Source organism: Actinomycetospora endophytica (assembly GCF_021026375.1).
Lineage (GTDB): Bacteria > Actinomycetota > Actinomycetes > Mycobacteriales > Pseudonocardiaceae > Actinomycetospora > Actinomycetospora endophytica.
Genome location: NZ_JAJNDB010000001.1, coordinates 518,922 through 538,619 on the forward strand (window position 1 = coordinate 518,922; position 19,698 = coordinate 538,619).

Annotated in this window: 17 protein-coding genes; 6 read left to right on the forward strand and 11 right to left on the reverse strand. The window is 73.9% G+C overall.

Features of this window, described 5'->3' with window-relative positions; genetic code table 11:
- Positions 1–657 precede the first annotated feature (657 nt).
- Both LQ327_RS02580 and LQ327_RS02585 read left to right on the forward strand, forming a co-directional pair.
- The gene (locus tag LQ327_RS02580) at positions 658–1,527 is read left to right on the forward strand and encodes an ABC transporter ATP-binding protein (RefSeq protein WP_230732930.1); all 870 of its coding nucleotides are present in this window, start codon (positions 658–660) and stop codon (positions 1,525–1,527) included.
- Positions 1,524–2,717, forward strand: a complete 1,194-nt coding sequence (locus LQ327_RS02585; RefSeq protein WP_230729963.1) for an ABC transporter permease — start codon at positions 1,524–1,526, stop codon at positions 2,715–2,717. The genes LQ327_RS02580 and LQ327_RS02585 overlap by 4 nt, the downstream gene beginning before the upstream one ends.
- On the opposite strand, the gene LQ327_RS02590 is transcribed toward LQ327_RS02585, so the two are convergent.
- Both LQ327_RS02590 and LQ327_RS02595 read right to left on the reverse strand, forming a co-directional pair.
- Positions 2,714–4,255, reverse strand: coding sequence for an acyl-CoA synthetase (locus LQ327_RS02590; RefSeq protein WP_230729964.1), 1,542 nt, complete (start codon positions 4,253–4,255; stop codon positions 2,714–2,716). The two genes, LQ327_RS02585 and LQ327_RS02590, sit on opposite strands and share 4 nt — an antisense overlap.
- A gap of 4 nt (positions 4,256–4,259) precedes the next feature.
- Positions 4,260–5,048 (reverse strand): SDR family NAD(P)-dependent oxidoreductase, encoded by a 789-nt coding sequence (locus tag LQ327_RS02595; protein ID WP_230729965.1) that lies wholly within the window; start codon positions 5,046–5,048, stop codon positions 4,260–4,262.
- A 164-nt stretch (positions 5,049–5,212) separates the two neighbouring features.
- Between LQ327_RS02595 and LQ327_RS02600 the strand changes: the two genes are divergently transcribed.
- The gene (locus tag LQ327_RS02600) at positions 5,213–5,833 is read left to right on the forward strand and encodes a TetR/AcrR family transcriptional regulator (protein ID WP_230729966.1); all 621 of its coding nucleotides are present in this window, start codon (positions 5,213–5,215) and stop codon (positions 5,831–5,833) included.
- Here the strand turns inward: LQ327_RS02600 and LQ327_RS02605 are convergent.
- The 5 genes from LQ327_RS02605 to LQ327_RS02625 all read right to left on the reverse strand — a co-directional run bounded on the left by LQ327_RS02605 (position 5,716) and on the right by LQ327_RS02625 (position 12,779).
- Positions 5,716–7,227, reverse strand: coding sequence for a cryptochrome/photolyase family protein (locus LQ327_RS02605; protein WP_230729967.1), 1,512 nt, complete (start codon positions 7,225–7,227; stop codon positions 5,716–5,718). The genes LQ327_RS02600 and LQ327_RS02605 overlap by 118 nt on opposite strands.
- Before the next feature lie 200 nt (positions 7,228–7,427).
- Positions 7,428–8,732, reverse strand: a complete 1,305-nt coding sequence (locus LQ327_RS02610; RefSeq protein WP_230729968.1) for a citrate synthase — start codon at positions 8,730–8,732, stop codon at positions 7,428–7,430.
- 231 nt (positions 8,733–8,963) lie between these two features.
- Positions 8,964–9,947, reverse strand: coding sequence for a carbohydrate kinase family protein (locus tag LQ327_RS02615; RefSeq protein WP_230732932.1), 984 nt, complete (start codon positions 9,945–9,947; stop codon positions 8,964–8,966).
- A 31-nt stretch (positions 9,948–9,978) separates the two neighbouring features.
- Positions 9,979–10,899 (reverse strand): aldose 1-epimerase family protein, encoded by a 921-nt coding sequence (locus tag LQ327_RS02620; RefSeq protein WP_230729969.1) that lies wholly within the window; start codon positions 10,897–10,899, stop codon positions 9,979–9,981.
- A 104-nt stretch (positions 10,900–11,003) separates the two neighbouring features.
- On the reverse strand, positions 11,004–12,779 hold the full coding sequence (locus tag LQ327_RS02625) for an ABC transporter ATP-binding protein (protein ID WP_230729970.1): 1,776 nt from the start codon (positions 12,777–12,779) through the stop codon (positions 11,004–11,006).
- A gap of 92 nt (positions 12,780–12,871) precedes the next feature.
- Between LQ327_RS02625 and LQ327_RS02630 the strand changes: the two genes are divergently transcribed.
- Positions 12,872–13,342 carry a MarR family winged helix-turn-helix transcriptional regulator gene (locus tag LQ327_RS02630; protein ID WP_230729971.1) on the forward strand — a complete coding sequence of 157 codons (471 nt, stop codon included), beginning with the start codon at positions 12,872–12,874 and terminating at the stop codon, positions 13,340–13,342.
- 37 nt (positions 13,343–13,379) lie between these two features.
- On the opposite strand, the gene LQ327_RS02635 is transcribed toward LQ327_RS02630, so the two are convergent.
- Together LQ327_RS02635 and pdxH are read right to left on the reverse strand one after the other, a co-directional pair.
- Positions 13,380–14,720 (reverse strand): MFS transporter, encoded by a 1,341-nt coding sequence (locus tag LQ327_RS02635; protein WP_230729972.1) that lies wholly within the window; start codon positions 14,718–14,720, stop codon positions 13,380–13,382.
- Positions 14,721–14,781: 61 nt separating this feature from the next.
- The gene (gene pdxH, locus LQ327_RS02640; protein ID WP_230732935.1) at positions 14,782–15,411 is read right to left on the reverse strand and encodes a pyridoxamine 5'-phosphate oxidase; all 630 of its coding nucleotides are present in this window, start codon (positions 15,409–15,411) and stop codon (positions 14,782–14,784) included.
- 197 nt (positions 15,412–15,608) lie between these two features.
- Between pdxH and serC the strand changes: the two genes are divergently transcribed.
- Positions 15,609–16,736 (forward strand): phosphoserine transaminase, encoded by a 1,128-nt coding sequence (gene serC, locus LQ327_RS02645; RefSeq protein ID WP_230729973.1) that lies wholly within the window; start codon positions 15,609–15,611, stop codon positions 16,734–16,736.
- 206 nt (positions 16,737–16,942) lie between these two features.
- Positions 16,943–18,070, forward strand: coding sequence for a septation protein SepH (sepH, locus tag LQ327_RS02650; RefSeq protein WP_230729974.1), 1,128 nt, complete (start codon positions 16,943–16,945; stop codon positions 18,068–18,070).
- 71 nt (positions 18,071–18,141) lie between these two features.
- On the opposite strand, the gene LQ327_RS02655 is transcribed toward sepH, so the two are convergent.
- Together LQ327_RS02655 and LQ327_RS02660 are read right to left on the reverse strand one after the other, a co-directional pair.
- Entirely contained in the window at positions 18,142–18,816 is a 675-nt protein-coding gene (locus LQ327_RS02655; RefSeq protein ID WP_230729975.1) for a DUF2537 domain-containing protein, read from the reverse strand.
- Positions 18,813–19,640 (reverse strand): TrmH family RNA methyltransferase, encoded by an 828-nt coding sequence (locus tag LQ327_RS02660; RefSeq protein WP_372460591.1) that lies wholly within the window; start codon positions 19,638–19,640, stop codon positions 18,813–18,815. Before LQ327_RS02660 ends, LQ327_RS02655 begins: the two co-directional genes overlap by 4 nt.
- Positions 19,641–19,698 lie beyond the last annotated feature (58 nt).

The window sequence follows — 19,698 nt, forward strand, 5'->3', positions numbered from 1 at the left end:
TCGCGAACGGCGCCCCCGACGGCCCGGCCCACGCCGGGCCGGACGATCCCGGGGCGAACAATCCCGGGCCCAGCGACCCCGAGCCCAGCGACCCCGAGCCCAGCGACCCCGAACCGACCGACCCCGCGCCCACCACCGGACCACCGACCGCACCGGCCGGACGCGTCCGACGGCGCAGCACCGTCGCCCGGAGCAGCAGCGCGAGCCCGGCGACCAGCGCGATCACCGCGACGCCGAAGGCCACCAGCGCGAGCAGCGGCGAATGCAATCGGGGGGCCTGGGTCAGGGCGATCGGCGCCGCCGCGACGAGCAGCGCCGTGGTGACCACGACGACGACGAGCAGTCGCACCGCACCGCCACCCCCTGCGCGCCCCTCCGGCGCTCGGTCGGACCGGGCCGTCGGGCTCCGGCGATCACCGGCACATGCTGCTCCGGACGGAGGGCCCGGCGGAGCACCCGATCGGGGTCGGTCTGATCACGATCGGGTGGCCTCGCCCGAGATCCCACGCTGCGTCATCCGGCGGCGACCATCGGTGGACATCGCGGCCGAAAGTAGGTCAAGCTGACGCCCCCAGATCCAGATCGGTGGTCGACGGCAGCGTGCTGGAGATCGACGGCGTGTCCAAGCGCTACGGCGACGTGCGCGCGCTCGTCGACATGGGGTTCTCCGTCCGACCCGGCGAGCTGTTCGGGTTCGTGGGCGCCAACGGCGCGGGCAAGACGACGACGATGCGCATCGTGCTCGGGGTGCTGGCCGCCGACAGCGGGGAGGTCCGCCTCGACGGCCGTCCGGTCGACGCCGAGCGCCGCCGGCGGATCGGCTACATGCCCGAGGAGCGGGGCCTCTACCCGCGGATGGCCGTCGGCGAGCAGCTGCGCTACCTCGCGGAGCTGCACGGCCTCTCGGCCGGCGACGCGCGCCGGTCGACCGAGCGCTGGACCGAGCGCCTCGGGGTCGCCGGTCGCCTGGGCGACGAGGTGCAGAAGCTCAGCCTCGGCAACCAGCAGCGGGTGCAGCTCGCCGCCGCGCTCGTGCACGAACCCGACGTCCTGGTGCTCGACGAGCCGTTCTCCGGGCTCGACCCGGTCGCCGTCGACGTCATGAGCGAGGTGCTCCGGGAGCGCTGCGCGGCCGGCGCGCCCGCGGTGTTCTCGTCCCACCAGCTCGACCTCGTGGAACGCCTCTGCGACCGCGTGGGGATCGTCCGCGACGGCGCGCTCGTCGCCGAGGGCACCGTCGACGGGCTGCGCGCCGGGGCGGGCACCGACGTCGTCGTCGACGCCCCGCAGGCCCGGCCGGGCTGGGCCGACGCGGTGCCCGGAGTGGTCACGTCGCGGACCGAGGGCGAGCGCACCGTCGTGACCCTCGAGCCGGGCGCCGACGACCAGCCGCTGCTGCACGCCGCGCTGGCCACCGGGCCGGTGCACGGGTTCAGCCGCCGCCGCACCACCCTCACCGAGCTCTTCCGCCACACCGTGGCGGATCACCCCGAGGCGGCGCCGGAGAGCCCGGAGGAGGCCGCGTGAGCGTCCCGCGGCCACTGCGCACCGTCGCGCTCATCGCCCGTCGCGAGTTCCTCTCCCGGGTGCGGGGGCGGGCGTTCGTCATCAGCACCGTCGTGATCCTCGTGGTGCTCGTCGGCTACGCGCTGTTCGTCGGCTCGCTGGGGGCGGGGTCGTCGGGCGGGAGGGCGGTCGCGGTGGCCCCGGAGACCGCCGCGCTCGTCCCCGCGCTCCAGGCGGTCGCCGCGGACCAGGGGCGGACGGTCACCGTCGTCCCGGTCCCGGATGACGCGCAGGGGCGCCAGCGCCTCGCCGCCGGCGACGTGGACGCCGCGCTGTCCGGGTCGCCGGCCCGGCCGCGGGTGGACGTGGACCAGTCCCTCTCCGACGACCTGCAGGCCATCCTGACCCCGGCCACGGCCCGCGCCGCCCAGGAACAGGCCCTGACCGCGCGCGGCGTCGACCCGGCGGTGCTCACGACGGCGGCCGCGGGCTCGGCACCCGTCGTCGTCGCGGCCCGGCCCGAGGATCCGGCGCAGGGGCTGCGGATCGGGCTCGGCGCCGTCGGGGCGTTCCTGCTGTTCTTCTCCATCCAGACCTACGGCGCGATGGTGGCGCAGGGGGTGGTGGAGGAGAAGTCGAGCCGCGTCGTGGAGCTGGTGCTGGCCACCGTCCGGCCGTGGCAGCTCCTCCTGGGCAAGGTGCTCGGCCTCGGCGCCGTGGGGCTGTTGCAGCTCGTGATCCTCGGCGCCGTCGGTCTCGCGGTGGCCGGGAGCGCCGGCCTGCTGGTCGCCGGGGTCGGGCTCGTCGGGACGCTGATCTCGGTGCTCGTCTGGTACCTGCTCGGGTTCGCGATGTACGCGACGATCTACGCCGCGCTCGGCTCGCTGGTCTCCCGCCAGGAGGACACCCAGAGCGTGCTGACGCCGGTGTCCATCGTCGTGCTCATCGGCTGGGTCGTCGGGTTCAACCTGGTGCTGTCCGCGCCGCGCTCGCCGGCGCTGACCGTGCTCTCGCTGATCCCGCCGTGGTCGCCGCTGACGATGCCCGCCCGGGTGGCGCTGGGCGGGGTGCCGGTGTGGCAGGTGGCGCTGGCGTTCGTGCTGACGCTCGCGTTCACCGCGGGCGTGCTGCTGCTCGGCGGCCGGATCTACGCGCGGTCGGTGCTGCGGACCGGAGCGAGGGTGTCGCTCCGGTCCGCCCTGCGTGACTAGCTCTCCGTCGCGAGCCGCGCCTTCACGTCGGTCTTGAGCACCTTCCCGACGGTCGAGCGGGGCAGGTCGTCCCAGAACAGCACCTGCTTCGGGGCCTTGACGCTGCCGATGCGCTCCTTGGTGAAGGTGATGAGCTCGTCGGGCGAGACCTCGGCGCCGGGCCGGACCTGGACCGCCGCCACCACCCGCTCGCCCCACTTCTCGTCGGGCAGCCCCACCACGGCGCAGTCGGCGACCGCGTCGTGCGCCATGAGGGCCTGCTCGACCTCCGCGGAGTACACGTTGAACCCGCCGGTGATCACCATGTCCTTGGCGCGGTCGACGATGAACAGCCAGCCCTCGTCGTCGAGGTACCCGACGTCGCCGGTGTGGTGCCAGCCGTGCGCCGACACCTCGGCGGTGGCCTCCGGGTTGTGGTGGTACCCCGCCATGACGAGCGAGCTGCGCACCACGATCTCGCCGCGCTCGCCCGGCCCCACCAGGGAGCCGTCCTCGGCCATGATCGCCACGGTGACGAGCGGGGACGGGCGTCCCGCCGAGGCGAACCGTTCGACGGCGAGCGTGCCGTCCGGGTGCCGATGGTCGGCCGGGCTCATCGTCGAGACCATCATCGGCGCCTCGGACTGGCCGAAGAGCTGGGCCATCGGCCCGATCCGCTCGCAGGCCTCGGCGAGCCGGGTGGTCGACATCGGCGCCGCGCCGTACCAGAAGCACTGCAGCGAGCTCAGGTCCGTGGCGTCGAGGTCGTGGTGGTCGAGCACCATGTAGATCAGCGTCGGCGGCAGGAACGTGTGCGTCACGCGGTGCCGCTGCACGAGGGTGAGGAACCCGCCGACGTCGGGCGCCGCCATCACGACGATCTCCCCGCCCTGCGTGAGGATCGGGAAGCAGAGCACGCCCGCGGCGTGGGTCAGCGGGGCGAGCGCGAGGTAGACCGGCCGGTGGTCGAGCGGATACGCCATCAGCGTGATCGCCGACATCGTCTCGAGGTTCCGGTCGGTGAGCTCGACACCCTTCGGCCGGCCCGTGGTGCCGCCCGTCCCGACGAGCGCGACGAGCCCGTCGCCGCCCTCGTCGACCACCGGGTCGTCCGCGGCGGCCGCCAGCCACGCCTCGAACCCGACGGCGCCCTCGACGGCCGGATCGGGGTCGTCGAGGCACACCAGCGTGGTCAGGGCCGGGAGCCGCGGGGCGATCTCGGCGACCAGCGGCGCGAACTTCGCCTGGAACAGCAGCGCGGCACACCCGAAGAGGTCGAGCAGCTCCTGGTTCTCCCCGGCGGCGTTGCGCGGGTTGATCGGGCACCACACGGCGCCGGCCCGCGCGATCCCGAAGACGCACGTGAACGACGTCGGGTGGTTCGCCGACAGGATGCCGACCGGGTCGCCCGGGCCGACCCCGGAGCGCCGCAGCGCCCGGGACACGTCGTGGGACAGGGCGACGACCTGCGCGTAGGTGCGGGTCTCGCCGTCGAGGGTCAGGCAGGGGGCGTCGCCACCGAGCGACGCCCCCTTGTCCAGGTAGGACGCCAGGGACATCGGCTCACATTCCCATGCCGCCGTCGACCGGCAGGCCCGCGCCGTTGACGAAACGGGACGCGTCGGAGGCGAGGAAGACGACGGCGTCGGCGATGTCGGTGACCTCGCCCAGCCGGCCCGACGGGGTCAGCTCGACGACGGCGCCGACGGCCTCCTCGGGGCTGCCGAACAGCCCGAGGCCCGCGGTCTCGACGGCGAGCTTCTGGCCCATCGCCGTCGGGATGAGGCCGGGGTAGACGCAGTTCACGCGGACGCCGTAGCCGAGCTTGCCCGACTCCATCGCGGCGACCCGGGTGAGCCGGTCGACGCCCGACTTCGACGCCGAGTACGCGCCGATGGACGGGAACGCGATGTTCGCCGCGACCGAGGAGACGTTGACGACCGCACCGCCGGCACCGGCCGGGCCGCCCGGGCGCATCGCGCGGAACGCGTGCTTGATGCCCAGCATCGTGCCGATCAGGTTGACCTCGAGGAGCCGGCGGATGTCGTCGGGCTCGGTGTCGACGAGCAGCTGCGTGACCTCGAGCCCGGCGTTGTTGATCACGACGTCCAGGCCGCCGAGCTCGCTGACCGTGTGCGTGATGGCCGCTTCCCACGCGGCGTCGTCGGTGACGTCGAGGGGCACGAAGCCCGCACCGATGTCCGCCGCGGTGCGCTCGCCGAGATCCTTCGCGACGTCGGCGATCATCACCGCCGCACCGGCCCCCGTCAGCGCGCGGGCCATCCCCTCGCCGAGTCCCTGGGCTCCACCGGTCACCAGCACCCGGCGTCCGGTCAGATCGAACACAGCCACCCTCGCTCCTCCCTGCCGGCCCCGCGGGAGGCGCGGCACCACGTCGTGCGACGTGGATCACAGTAGGGTGGTTCCTGGACACTCGTCAAGATTTTCGACGGCGGACCGCCCGCTCCGGTGAGCTAGGCTCATCGGTGCCCGGACCTCGGTGGGGAGGTGACCACGTGACCAGCATCGACGCCGCCGACCGGACCGGTCGGCGGCCCCCCGACAAGTTCGAGGACCGGCGCCGCCAGCTCGCGGACGCCGCGCTCCAGACCCTGGCCTCCCTCGGCTACGCCCGCACCAGCCTGCGGGAGATCGCGCAGAACTCGGAGTTCAGCCACGGGGTCCTGCACTACTACTTCCGCGACAAGGTCGAGCTGATCACCTACTGCGTCCAGCGGTTCAAGACGCAGTGCGTCGAGCGCTACGACGCGATCGCCACCCACGCCACCGACGCCGGCGCGCTCGCCCGCGACGCCGGGGACGGCCTCGCGGCGACCCTCGAGGGCGACGCCGAGATGCACCGGATGTGGTACGACCTGCGCTCGCAGTCGATGTTCGACGAGTCCTTCCGGCTCGACGTCGCGGACATCGACACGAGCCTCGAGCGCATGATCTGGCGCATCGTCACCACCTACGCCCGGCTCGTCGGCCGCGAACCGACGACGACGAGCGGCATCGCCTACGCCGCGTTCGACGGTCTCTTCCAGCGGGCGCTGATCCGCCACCTCGCCGGGGACGCCGAGGCGCTCGACGACCTCCGCGCCGGCACCCGGTCGTTCCTCGAGGCCTTCGTGTAGGTGCGCTCGGTCTTGTGGTCGACCATCGGCCCCGGGTAGCTCTCGGGCGGGTTCGACAGCTTCCAGGGCTGGTGGATCTTCTTGCCGGCGAGCCCCTCGACGTCCGCGAGCTCGGGCACCCACCGGCGCACGTACTCGCCCTGCGGGTCGAACCGCTCCCCCTGGGTCACCGGGTTGAAGACGCGGAAGTACGGCGCGGCGTCGGTCCCCGACCCGGCCGCCCACTGCCAGCCGTGCTGGTTCGACGGCAGGTCGCCGTCGACGAGCAGCGTCATGAAGTGCTTCGCGCCCCACCACCACGGCAGGTGCAGGTCCTTGACCAGGAACGACGCGACGGCCATCCGCATCCGGTTGTGCATCCACCCCTCGCCGCGCAGCTGGCGCATCGCGGCGTCGATCGCGGGATAGCCCGTCCGGCCCTCCTGCCAGCGCTCGAACTTCTCGTACGCCTGCTTGCCGGTGTCGAGGGTGATCCGGTCGAACTTGGTGTCGAAGTTCTTCCGGGCGCTCTCCGGGAAGAACCAGAGCACCTGGGCGTAGAAGTCGCGGAAGCAGAGCTCGTTGCGGTACGACGTGGGCCCGGTGCCGGTCCCGGTGAGGTCGGCGAGCAGCGTCCGCGGGTGGACGGTGCCGTACTTCAGGTGCACCGACATCCGCGAGGTCGCCGGCCGGTCGGGGCGGTTGCGCAGCTCGTCGTAGTCGGCGAGGTGCTCGTCGACGAAGGCCTCCCACTGCTCTCGGGCGGCCTGCTCCCCGGCGGCCGGGAGCTCGGCGTCGACGGGCTCGTCGTCGGGGATCCGCACCGCCTGCGGTCCACTGGGCCCGCTGCCCGACGACTTCTCGGCCGGGTCGATCCAGGTCAGGGTCGAGGCGTCGGTGTCGGCCGGGGCCCGCCAGCCGTGCTGGGTCCACTGCCGGCTGAAGGGGGTGAAGACCTTGTACGGGTCGCCGTCGGACTTCGTGATCCGCCCGGGCGCGACCGCGTACGGCGAGCCGGTGCGCACCAGCTGCACGTCACCCAGCGCCTTCTCGACGGCCTCGTCGCGGCCCCGGCCGTACGGGCCGAAGTCGGCGGCGACGTGCACCGAGCCGGCGCCCACCGCCGTCGCGACCCGCGGCACGACGTCGGCCGGGTCGCCCCGCACCACGAGCAGCCGGCCGCCGAGCGCCTCGTCGAGCGCCCGCAGGCACCGGTAGAGGAACGTGCGGCGGGCCGGGCCGGACGGGTCGAGCAGCGCCGGGTCCAGCACGAACAGCGCGAGGGCGCGGGAGGAGTGCTCGGCGGCCTCGAGGAGGGTCGGCTGGTCGTGCACCCGGAGGTCCCGGCGGAACCAGACGATCGCCGGGGAGTCGGACGCTGAGGAATCGGACGCTGAGGAATCGGACCGAGCCATGTCCAGCAGGTACCCGCACCCGCCGTCGGGAAGCCCCCCGTACCGCGCGAAGGGGCCCTTCGGTCGATCTACTCGACCGAAGGGCCCCTTCGTTCAGATCACGGGCACGCCGCGGGTTCTGGCGGTGGGCGCCCCTCACCGATCTGTTCGACCGGAGGTGCCCTTCGCTCAGAAGGGGGGGCGGGCGGGGCGGGGCAGGGTCAGCCGCGCTTCTCCATCGGGACGAAGTCGCGCTCCGCCGGGCCGGTGTAGACCTGCCGCGGGCGGCCGATGCGGGTGTCCGGGTCCTCGATCATCTCGCGCCAGTGGGCGATCCAGCCGGGGAGGCGCCCGATCGCGAACAGGACGGTGAACATCTCCGTCGGGAAGCCCATCGCCTGGTAGATCAGGCCGGTGTAGAAGTCGACGTTCGGGTAGAGCTTGCGCTCCACGAAGTACTCGTCGTTGAGGGCGTAGTCCTCGAGCTTCATGGCGATGTCGAGCAGCTCGTCGCCGCCGCCGAGCTTCTCGATGATGCCGCGGGCGGTGTCCCGCACGATCGCCGCGCGCGGGTCGTAGTTCTTGTAGACCCGGTGCCCGAAGCCCATGAGGCGGACGCCGGGCTCCTTGTTCTTGACCTTCGCGACGAAGTCGTCGGCGTTGCCGTGGTTGTCCCGGATGCCCTCGAGCATCGAGAGCACCGCGGCGTTGGCGCCGCCGTGCAGCGGGCCGAACAGGGCGTTGATGCCCGCGGAGATCGACGCGAAGAGGTTGGCCTGCGAGGAGCCGACCATGCGCACCGTCGACGTCGAGCAGTTCTGCTCGTGGTCGGCGTGCAGGATGAACAGCATGTCCAGCGCGCGGGCGATCTCGGGGTCGACCTGGTAGGGCTCGGCCGGCAGGCCGAACGTCATGCGCAGGAAGTTCTCCACCAGGTTCAGGTTGTTGTCCGGGTAGAGGAACGGCTGCCCGATGGAGTTCTTGTAGGCGTAGGCCGCGATCGTCGGGACCTTGGCGAGCAGGCGGACCGTCGAGAGGTCGACGTTCGGCTCGTCGAAGGGGTCCAACGACCGCTGGTAGAACGTCGACAGCGCGGATACCGCGGAGGAGAGCACCGGCATCGGATGCGCGTCCACGGGGAAGCCGTCGAAGAACTTCTTGAGGTCCTCGTGCAGCATCGTGTGCCGCTGGATCTGCTGCGTGAAGTCGGCGAGCTGCGACTCGGTGGGCAGCTCGTCGTGGATCAGCAGGTAGCTGGTCTCGACGAACGTGGAATTCTTCGCGAGCTGCTCGATGGGGTAGCCGCGGTAGCGCAGGATGCCGGCGTCGCCGTCGATGTAGGTGATGTCGGAGCGACAGGACCCGGTGTTCACGAAGCCCGGGTCGAGCGTGATCAGACCGGTGTCGCCGAGCATCTTGCCGAGCTGGACACCGGAGGCACCCTCGGTGGCCTCGACGATCTCCATGGTGTGCTCGCCACCCGGGTAGGACAGGGTGGCGGTGCGCTTCTCGCCGTCGTCGGCCATCTCGTGGATCCCTCTTCACGCGTGTCGTTGCGGGAGGGCTTCTCGAGGCCGGGGGACGGCGCCGGCCCGGACCCGGGTGGACGGTCGGTCACCCCGGGGAACGGGAGCGGCGTCACCCCGAGGCGAACTCCCGCGGGTGTGGGGCGTCGTACGCTGGCCGAACCGTAGCGCTCGCCGCTCGATCACCGCAGCACGGAGGCCGGTCCCGCCCCGAGTGGTACCGGTCACGATTCAGTCGACCGGTCGACCCCCGCCGTCGAGCTCCGCGCGGGTGGGGGGCTCCGCGCCGGCCCGGGAGCAGGTCCACCCGGCGACGCGGGCCGCGAAGCCCAGGGCGTCGCGCCAACCGTCGGGGTCCAGCGCGGCGAGGTGGGCCCGGTCGAGGAGGTCGGCCGCGTGCAGGTGGGCGAGCAGCGCCGAGTGCACCGAGTCGCCGGCCCCGATGGTGTCGACCACCGGCCGCGAGACGTCCGCCCCGACCGCGACCTCGCCGTCGCGGGTGTGCACCACGAGCCCGTCGGCGCCGCGGGTCACGACGACGGCGCCCGCCCCCGCCGCGAGCAGGTCCGCGGGGGTCCGGCCCCACCAGCGGGCGTCCTCGTCGGAGAGCTTCACCAGCCCGGCGACGGCGGCGATCGCGTCGAGGCGGGCGCGGACCCGGTCGGGGTCGGTCACCAGCGCCTCGCGGATGTTCGGGTCCAGGCTGACGAACACCCCCGCCTCGGCGGCCCGCCGGGCGAGGTCGGCGTAGACCGACGCGCCGGGCTCCAGCACCAGCGACAGGGTCCCGACGGCGAGGGCGGCGGTGTCCGCGGGCAGGTCACCGGGGTCGGTGACGAGCCGGTCGGCGGCCCCGGAGACGTGGAACGAGTACCGCGCGGCGCCGGTCTCGTCGATGGTGACCACCGCCAGCGTCGAGGGCTCCTCGCCCCGCTGGACCAGGGCCTCGTCGACGCCGGAGTCCTGCAGCCGGGCGAGCAGCGCGTCCCCGAACGAGTCCGTCGAGAGCCGCGTGAGCATCGTCGTCGGGGTCTCGAGGCGGCCGAGCCCGACCGCCACGTTGTACGGGCCGCCGCCCAGGCGCGGTGCCAGGGGCGCCAGCGGCTGCCGCTCGAGCGGCACGAGGTCGACCAGTGCCTCGCCGCCGACCACCACGCGTCCGTTCGAGCTCATCGTCTCCGCGCCGATCCGTGTCTCGTGCTCACCCGCCGTCATCATCGCGCGGACGTCCTCGGGATCTCCCCCGTCATCGGAGCGCCTCCAGCCCCCAGCGCACCGTCCAGGTGGCTCCGGGCTGGAGCACGACGAGGTCGGTGCCGGAGTTCAGGGCGTCCGGCGGGCAGGTCATCGGCTCGACGGCGACCGCCTGGCCCGGCCGCCCGAACGGGCTCTCCGGGGTGAAGGCCTGCACCCAGGCGATGTTGCGGTCGCCCCAGAGGCGCGTGCCGGTGCCGTCGGGCGCGCGGAGCTCGGCGAGCACCCCGGCGACCCCGCCGATCACCCCGAAGCAGGTGTCCAGGTCGAGGTCGGCGACCCGTCGTCCCCGGCGCAGCGACTCCCCCGGCGCGAGCTCCCGGGCGGGGCCGGTGGGCACGAGGGCGTCGTCGACGTCGAGGACGGTGCCGGTCGCGACCGACAGCGTGCACTCGCCGGAGGGGTGGTCGCCGGCGCGCAGGTAGGGGTGCGTGCCGACCCCGGCGGGCACGTCGGCGTTCCCGGTGTTCGTCAGCGAGTGGGAGACCGTGAGCGAGCCGGCCTCCCCGTCGACGGCGTAGGTGGTCTCGACGTGCAGCGGCTGCGGCCAGCCGTGCGCCTCGGGGTCGGTCCCGCCGGGCACGTCGACGGCGAGGGTGATCGCGGCGTCGTCGTGCGCCGTGACCTGCCACGGGCGGCGGCGGACGAGGCCGTGGATCGCGTGGCCGCGCTCGGGCTCGGTGGCCTCGAGCTCGTGGGTCTCGCCGCGCCAGGTGAAGCGGGCGCCCGCCGTGCGGTTGGGCCACGGGATGAGCACGCACCCGGCACCCATGGGCGGGGTGGCGTCCTCGGCGAAGGTCTCCACGTGGTCGGTGCCGTCGACGGTGAACGCGCGCAGACCGGCCCCGACCTCGGTGACGACGGCGTGCGCAGCCCCCGAGCGGACCTCGTACTGCTCACCCGTCGCCGCCATGAGCGCAGACCGTAGTCGTCGGCGGTTCCGGAGGTGGCCTGCGGCCTCGTGAGCAGTACGTGCGGCTCTGGCGTCAAGTACTGCTCACGGGCGCGTCAGCGCACCTACGCCGCCAGCGCCGCGTACCGGCCGTCGGTCTCCAGGAGATCGGAGTGCGTCCCGGACTCGACGACGCGGCCGTGGTCGAGGACCGCGATCCGGTCGGCGTCGCGGACGGTGGAGAGCCGGTGGGCGATGGTCAGCGTGGTGCGGCCGTCGGCCAGCCGGTCGAAGGCCTCCTGGACGGCCCGCTCGGTGGCGGTGTCCAGCGCGCTGGTGGCCTCGTCGAGCACGAGGATCCGGGGGTCGCGCAGCAACGTCCGCGCGATCGCCAGGCGCTGGCGCTCGCCGCCGGAGAACCGGTGCCCGCGCGGGCCGACGACGGTGTCGTAGCCCTCGGGCAGGTCCGCGATGACGTGGTGGATCTGCGCCCCGCGGGCCGCCGCCTCGATCTCCTCGTCGGTCGCGTCGGGCCGGGCGTAGCGCAGGTTGTCGCGCACCGAGGCGTGCAGCAGGTAGGTCTCCTGGCTGACGACGCCGACGATCCCGGCGAGGTCGGCCAGGCGGAGATCCCGCAGGTCCACGCCGTCGACGGTGATCCGCCCGGCGTCGGGGTCGTGCAGCCGGGCCACGAGCGCGCCGAGCGTGGACTTGCCCGACCCGGTCTCGCCGACGATCGCGAGCGTCGACCCGGCGGGGACGCACAGGTCGACGTCGTCGAGCGCCTTCCGGTCCGCCCCGGGGTAGGCGAACGAGACGTGGGAGATCCGCAGCTCGCCGCGCGGTGCCGGCAGGTCGACCGGGTCGGTCGGCTCGTCGACGTCGATCGCGGTGTCCTGGTACTCGAAGATCCGCTGGAAGAGGGCCAGCGACGCGGAGATCGACACCCCGACGTCGAGCAGCGACGACAGCGGCCGGAACACCCCGGCCTGCAGCGACGTGAAGGCGACCAGCGTCCCGATCGACAGCGCGCCCACCGTCCACGGCAGCCCGGCCCCCAGGTAGATCAGCGCGGGGATGGCGGCGAAGACGATGCTCATGGTCGCCATCCACCAGCGGCCGGCGAGCTGACTGCGCAGTTCGAGGTCGGTCAGGCGCAGCGAGGAGTCGGTGAACCGGGAGACGAGCGCGTCGCCGGTCCCGAGGGTGCGCGACAGCGTGACGCCGTCGATCGACAGGCCCTCCTCGATGGTGACGTTGAGGTCGGCCAGTTCGCGCTGGCGCTGGGCGGTGAGCGTGCGGCGCAGCCGCGCCACCCGGCGGGAGAGCAGCACCGAGGGCGGCAGCACCAGCAGCGTGACCAGCGAGAGCTGCCAGGACAGCGCGACCATCGCGACGCCGCTCGCGACGACCGTCGTGAGGTTCGAGGCGATCGAGGTCGCCGTCGAGGTGACGACGGTCTGCATGCCGCCGATGTCGTTGGTGATCCGCGACTGCACCTCGCCGGTGCGGGTGCGGGTGAAGAACCCCAGGGAGAGGCGCTGGAGGTGGGCGAACACGTCGGTGCGCAGCCGGTGCATGACGAGCTGGCCGACGCGGGTGGAGATCCAGGTCTGGACGACGCCGAACGCGGCGGTCACGGCGGCGACGGCGACCATGCCCGCGGCCAGCCAGACGAGCAGCCGGACGTCGCGGTGCGGCAGCGCGTCGTCGATGACGGCGCGCAGCAGGAAGGGCGAGGCCATCCCGACGACGGACGACGCCACGATCACGGCGATGACGACGACGAGGGAGGAGCGGTGGGGGGCGAACAGGCGCGCGATCCGGCGCAGCGAGACCTGCTTGGCCTGCTCGCGGTCGCGGGCGCGCTGCTCGCGGCTGATCTCGGGAGGGCGGGGCAAGGGGCGCCTCCTGGGCGGTGGTGGGGAGAAGGAGGTTACTGAGGCAACCTCATGATGAGGCTACAACACGGGTTCGCGCTAGAGTGTTCCCCGTGGAGCACGACGAGCCGGCCTCGGTGAGCGACCTGTTCTGGGCCGTCGCCCGGCGGATGCGCCGCGCCTCGCGGGAGTCGCTGGCGCCGTGGGAGGTCACCCCCTCCCAGCTGCGCGCGCTCGGCACCCTGATGCGCCACGGGCCGGTCCGGCCGGGCACGCTCGCCGGCCACCTGGGGATCGCCCCGCGCTCGGCCACCGAGGTCGTCGACGCGCTGGAGGAACGGGGCCTCGTGCGCCGCGAGACCGATCCCGACGACCGGCGCGCCACCCTCGTCGTCGTCACCGACCCCGGTCGCGACCTGGCCGCGGCCGTCCGCTCCGCCCGGGCCAGCGAGGCGGACCGGCTCTTCGCCGGGCTCGACGAGGCCGACCGCGCTGAGCTCGAGCGCCTGCTGCGGCTCCTGCTCGACCGGACCGGGCCCGCCGAGAGGACGCTCATGCCCGTGGATCCGGGCCCGCCGGGTTGATGAGCGTCTCCTCGGTGCGGGCGCGGGCCCGCCGGGCTCAGGACTGGCCGACCGGGGCGTCCACGTCCTGACCGGCCACCGGCGCCCGGTAGCGCCAGAACGCCGGGAACGCGAGCACCACCGCGATCATCCCGACGACGACGGCCACGCCCCCGATCGTCGTCGCCAGCCCCGTGCCCACCGCGTCGGCGGCCCAGCCGTGCCACAGGTCGGCCACCCGGGGACCGCCCGCGACGACCACCACGAACACCCCCTGCATGCGGCCACGCATCTCGTCGGTCGCGACCGTCTGCAGCATCGTCGAACGGAACACCGAGCTGACCAGGTCCGCCGCCCCGGCCGCTGCCAGCAGGAGGACGGCCAGCCACAGGATCGAGGTCAGCCCGGACAGCGCCACCCCGACGCCCCAGAGGCAGACCGCGATCGTCACCGCGACCCCCTGGCGGGCGATCCCGTGCAGCCGCCCCGAGAGCAGCCCGCCGAGCGCCGCCCCGCCCGCGATCGCGGCGGAGAGCAGGCCGTAGGCCGGGCCACCTCCGTAGGTCTCGACCGCGGCCTGCGGGAACACCGCGCGCGGCATGCCGAAGCCCATCGCCACGAGGTCGGCGAGGAAGCTGACGAGCAGGACCTTCGACATCGCGGCGTAGCGGAAGCCGTCGACCACCGACCGGAGCCCGGCGCTCTGCCGGATCGCGTGCACCACCCCGCGGAACCCGCCCTCGGCGTCGTCACCGACCGGCAGCCGGGGCAGCCGGTAGGCGGCCCAGATCGAGGCGAAGAGGCAGACGGTGTCGACGAAGTAGAGGACGCCGACGTCGATGAACGCCAGCGCGACCCCGCCGACCAGCGGACCGGCGAACGCGCCGAGCTGCTGGACGGTGAACCACAGCGTGTTCGCCGCGGGCAGCTGCTCGAGCGGGAGGATCCGCGGCAGGACGGCGGAGCGGGTCGGCTGGTTGACGGCCAGGCAGGCGGTCTGCACCGCGAAGATCACCAGCACCGTCCACGGCCCGCCGATGTGCGTCACCGCGGTGATCCCGAGCAGTGCCGAGGTCACCGCGATCCCGATCCCGGAGACCACCAGCAGCATCCGACGGTCGACGGCGTCGGCGATCGCGCCGCCCCAGAGCCCGAACACGATCAGCGGGACCAGCCCGAACAGCCCGGTCAGGCCCACCCACGCCGACGACCCGGTGAGTGCGAAGAGCTGGAACGGCACCGCGACGACGGTCAGCTGTGCCCCGACCACCGTGACCACCCCGGCGGTCCAGAGCCGCCGGAAAGACGGGGTGCGCAGGGGCGTGGTGTCGGCGAAGAGGCCTCGTCGTCGCGGGGTCGGCTCCCCGTCGCCGGGTTCGCCCCCTGATCGTTCGCTCACCCAAGGATCGTAGGCACGGCCCCGGCGTCACCTCAGCGTGAGCCCGGCCTCGCACCGGTGATCAGGGAGCGAGCCGCTCCAGCACCCAGGCGCCGGTCCGGGGCTCGAACCGGAAGCGCAGCCGGTCGTGCAGGCGCGAGGTGCGGCCCTGCCAGAACTCGACGTGCGTGGGCCGGACGCGCCAGCCACCCCAGTGCGGCGGGGCCGGGATCTCCTCGTCGTCGGCGAAGCGGGCCTCGGTCGCGGCGTAGAGGTCGTCGAGGGCGGCGCGGTCCCGCACCGTCGCGGACTGCGGCGACGCCCACGCCCCGAGCTGCGAGGTCCGGGGGCGGGTGCGCCAGTACTCGGCGGTCGCCTCCTTGCCGAGCAGCTCGACGGATCCGATGACGGTGGCCTGACGCTGCAGCGCGTACCAGGGGAACGTCAGCGACGCCTGCCGCGTCTGGCGCAGCTGGTGGGACTTCTCCGAGGTGTAGTTGGTGAAGAAGGTGACCCCGCGCTCGTCGACGTCCTTGGCCAGCACGGTGCGGGTGGTGACCCGGTGCTCGTCGTCGGAGGTCGCCAGCACCATCGCGTTGGGGTCGGCGAGCTCGGCCTCCCGGGCCTGCTCCAGCCACCCGAGCAGCTGCTCGTGCCAGGTCGGGGCGAGGTCGGCCGCGTCGAGCTCACCCGCCCGGTAGTCGACGCGCATACCGGGCAGATCGGCACCCGGGACCGTCGCTGAGTTCACCCGCTGTTCCCCTCCCGTCGACACCGGCTTCGGCGCGTCCGGCCACGGTAGGGACTGCGATCCGGAATCGGACACCCCGTGATCGAGGACACAGATCAGGGGCCGTGGCGTGACCTGGGCGACAGCAGCCGGGTGGGGGCCTTGGGAGGATGGGGCCCGTGACGACGAGCAGCGCTGAATCAGTGACGATCCCGGCCGACCTCCTCCCCGCCGACGGACGCTTCGGCTGCGGACCATCCAAGGTCCGCCCCGAGCAGCTGCGCGCCGTGGCCGACGCGGCCGACGTCATGGGCACCTCGCACCGCCAGAAGCCGGTGAAGTCCCTGGTCGGACGGGTGCGGGAGGGCCTCTCGCAGCTGTTCTCGCTGCCCGAGGGCTACGAGGTCGTCCTCGGCAACGGCGGCACCACGGCGTTCTGGGACGCCGCCGCGGTCGGTCTGATCCGCGAGCGCTCGCTGCACCTGACCTTCGGTGAGTTCTCCTCGAAGTTCGCCTCGGTCACGAAGGGCGCGCCCTTCCTCGCGGACCCGGTGGTCGTGTCCTCGGACCCGGGCAGCGCCCCGGAGCCGCGCTCCGACGACTCGGTCGACCTCATCGGCTGGGCCCACAACGAGACATCGACCGGGGTCGCGCTCCCGGTGGCCCGCCCGGCGGGCAGCGACGGGAGGCTGGTGGCGATCGATGCGACGTCGGGGGCCGGCGGGCTGCCGGTCGACGTCGCGCAGTCCGACGTCTACTACTTCGCCCCGCAGAAGTGCTTCGCCTCCGACGGCGGGCTGTGGATCGCGATCATGTCGCCGGCGGCGCTCGAGCGCGTCGACGAGATCGCCGCCACCGACCGCTGGATCCCGGAGTTCCTCTCGCTGCCGACGGCGATCGACAACTCGCGCAAGGACCAGACCTACAACACGCCCGCCGTCGCGACGCTGATCATGCTCGCCGACCAGATCGAGTGGATGAACGCCCAGGGCGGGCTGTCGTGGACGACGGCGCGCACCAAGGACTCGTCCGACCGGCTCTACGGCTGGGCCGAGAAGTCGCCCTACGCGACGCCGTTCGTGACCGAGCCCGCGCACCGCTCGCAGGTCGTCGGGACGATCGACTTCACCGACGACGTGGACGCCGCCGCGATCGCGAAGATCCTGCGTGCGCACGGCGTCGTGGACACCGAGCCCTACCGCAAGCTCGGCCGCAACCAGCTGCGGATCGGGATGTTCCCGGCGATCGACCCGGACGACGTCACCAAGCTCACGGAGTGCATCGACCACGTGGTCGGTGCGTTGTAGGCGATCTTCGGCCGGGTGAGCGGCAATCCCTCTCCAGGCAAGGATTTCTGCTCACCTGCCGTCAGAGCGCTCCCCGGTGGTGTCTCCCGACACCCGGCGCGCCTCCCCCGGACGGGGTGGGTGCTCGCCTAGCGTCGTCGTGCGAGTCGGTGCGCCCGGGACAGGGGCGCGCCGGCGAGCAGGCACGGGCAACGGGGAGGCCGACCATGCGCGAGCTCCGGGTGGTGGGCCTCGGCGAGGACACCTCGACGGTGATCCTCGAGGACCCGATCCGACACGAACGCTTCGTCGTCCCCTCCGACGAGCGGCTCCGGGCCGCCGCGCGCGGTGACGTGCGCCGGTTGGGGCAGATGGAGATCGAGACGACGAGCCCCCTGCGGCCGCGCGACATCCAGGCGCGCATCCGCGGCGGGGAGTCGGTCGCCGACGTGGCCGCCGGGGCGGGGGTTCCGGCGGCCCACGTCGAGCGGTTCGCCTACCCGGTGCTGCTCGAGCGCTCCCGGGTCGCCGAGATGGCCGGCCGGGGGCATCCCCTCGCCGAGGGCGGCACGCCCGACCCGCGCTCGCTGCTCGACATCCTCACCGCGACCTTCAGCGGGCGCGGCCAGGACCTCGCCGACGGCTCCTGGGACGCCTGGAAGGGCGAGGACGGCGGCTGGATCGTCGCGATGTCCTGGCAGACGGGCCACTCCGACCACCTCGCGCACTGGACGTTCACGCCGGGCAGCGGCGGCGGGCTCGTCGCGCCCCGGGACGAGCCGGCCCGCGACCTCATGGGCCTCGCGCCCGCCTCCGGACCGCGGCGCGCGGACGGCACCGCGGCGCGCGGGGCGGAGGTCGAGGACGCCGGGCCCGCCCCGGCGGGTGACGACGGCATCGAGCACGCCGAGCAGGCGGACGAGCACGAGGGCGCGCTGGCCGTGGGTGGCGGCGTCACGCCGTCGCGCGCCACCGGGAAGGCCCGCCCGTCCGGCTCCGGAGCACCGTCACGCGGACGCGGCTCGCGCGCCGTCCCGGACCAGCGCGGACCCGATCAGCGGGCCGCCGACCAGCGCCCGGCCGAGGCGCGCGGCACCGACCAGCGGGGCACCGAGCGCCGCTCCCGCGACGGCGGGCGGGGCAGCGGCTCCGCGCGGCACCGCGGCGGTGAGGGCACCCGCCCGGAGCCGTCCCGCCCCGAGCCCTCCCGCCCCGAGTCCCGCCCGGATCCCGGTCGTGACGACGGCGGTGGGGACGACCCGGAGCGCGGCCGGTCCCGGGCGCGCGGCCGCAACCACCCGATCGTCCCCTCGTGGGAGGACGTCCTGCTCGGGGTGCGCTCGCCGCGCTCGTAGGTGCGCTGACGCGCTCGTGAGCAGTAATTGACGCCCTGGCATCAATTACTGCTCACAGGCGCGAAGCGCACCTAGGCAGGAACCCCCCGCACCGCCACCACGAGCAGCGGCAGCACCGCCACCCCCATCCCCGCGAAGGCCCCCCACACCGCCCAGCGCCACGTCGGGACGCGGCGGTTGAGCCACAGGGCGGGGACCAGCCCGGCGGCCACGACGAGGTCGATGAGCAGCCCGACGAGCCCGAGCCCGGCGACCATCGGCAGCGCCAGAGTGAGGTTGACCAGGAGCACCAGGCCGGCGACGAGGGCCGTCAGCGTCAGGCCGGTCGCCCACGGGGTGGGCTCCCCGAAGACCGTGGACGCCCGCCCACGGCCACGGCGACCCCGCCGGGGCAGCGGGACCACCGGTACCCGCGTCACGGCGCTCACGGCCCGCAGGGGGACCCGGACGCCGGTCACGGGGTCGAGGTAGTCCACCGACTGCTTCAGCGCCACCGAGACGCGGGCGGCGAGGTGGCGGCCCGTGCGGCTCACCCGGACCGCCTCCGCCGACCGCGCGGTCACCCCGGAGCGCGCGACGGCGTCCGCGGCGCCCGCCCAGTCCTCCAGCAGCTCGGTCAGCTCCGCGGAGAGATCCGAACCGGGGGCGTAGGCACCCCACCCGACGACCGCCCCGTCGTCGACCCCGAGCGGCTGTCCGCCCACCAGCGCCCGTCCCCGCCGGGCGGCGACCTCCAGGACCGTCACGAGACCCCTGCCGGGCGGGCCGCGTGGAAGGCCACCGCCGCGGCGGTGGCGACGTTGAGCGAGTCGACACCGGCCGCCATCGGGATGCCCACCCGGTGGTCGGCGAGCGCGAGCGCCTCCACCGAGAGGCCGGGCCCCTCGGCGCCGAGCATCAGGGCCACCCGGTCGGTCCCGGCGAGGCTCTCCGGCGTCACGTCACCGGACGGGGTCAGGGCGCCCAGCACGAACCCCGCCCGGCGCAGAGCCGCGACCAGCGTGGGCCAGTCCGCGCCGCGGAACGGCACCCGCAGCACGTGGCCCATCGACACCCGGACGCTGCGCCGGTACAGCGGATCGGCGCAGCCGGGCGCGAGGAGCACCGCGTCGACGTCGAGCGCGGCCGCGTTGCGGAAGAGCGAGCCGAGGTTCTCGTGGTCGTTGACGGCCTCGGCGACCGCGACCCGGCGGGCACCGGCGAGGAGCCCGTCCAGGTCGGGGGCGTCGGCCCGGTCGGCGCTGGCGAGCACGCCGCGGTTGAGGTGGAAGCCCACGACGGAGGCCATGGTGTCGGCGTCGGTGACGAACGCGGGCACGTCGAGGCCCGCCAGCTCGGCCTCGAGCTCCGAGATCCGGCGCGACACGCCCAACAGGGCCCGCGGCGGGTACGGCGAATCCAGCAGCCGCCGCACCACCACCGTCCCCTCCGCCAGGACGAGGCCGCGCCCGCCCGGGCGGTCCGGTCGGCGGTCGGCGCGGGAGAGGTCGCGGAAGTCCTCGAGCCGGGCCAGATCCGGTGACCCGCCGTCGTCGGGAACCGGTCCCGCCAGCTCCACGATCCGCACCACGTCCCGCATCGTTCCAGATCCGATCTCCCAGCCCGGGGACCATCGGAGGGGGACGGTT

What these genes read in the sequence shown, in the direction of transcription:
- LQ327_RS02610 (WP_230729968.1), bottom strand. Translation starts at nt 8,732, where the DNA reads ATGGCCGACGACGGCGAGAAGCGCACCGCCACCCTGTCCTACCCGGGT.
- LQ327_RS02580 (WP_230732930.1), top strand. Translation starts at nt 658, where the DNA reads ATGGGGTTCTCCGTCCGACCCGGCGAGCTGTTCGGGTTCGTGGGCGCC.
- LQ327_RS02605 (WP_230729967.1), bottom strand. Translation starts at nt 7,227, where the DNA reads ATGGCTCGGTCCGATTCCTCAGCGTCCGATTCCTCAGCGTCCGACTCC.
- LQ327_RS02620 (WP_230729969.1), bottom strand. Translation starts at nt 10,899, where the DNA reads ATGGCGGCGACGGGTGAGCAGTACGAGGTCCGCTCGGGGGCTGCGCAC.
- pdxH (WP_230732935.1), bottom strand. Translation starts at nt 15,411, where the DNA reads ATGCGCGTCGACTACCGGGCGGGTGAGCTCGACGCGGCCGACCTCGCC.
- LQ327_RS02615 (WP_230732932.1), bottom strand. Translation starts at nt 9,947, where the DNA reads ATGACGGCGGGTGAGCACGAGACACGGATCGGCGCGGAGACGATGAGC.
- LQ327_RS02590 (WP_230729964.1), bottom strand. Translation starts at nt 4,255, where the DNA reads ATGTCCCTGGCGTCCTACCTGGACAAGGGGGCGTCGCTCGGTGGCGAC.
- sepH (WP_230729974.1), top strand. Translation starts at nt 16,943, where the DNA reads ATGCGCGAGCTCCGGGTGGTGGGCCTCGGCGAGGACACCTCGACGGTG.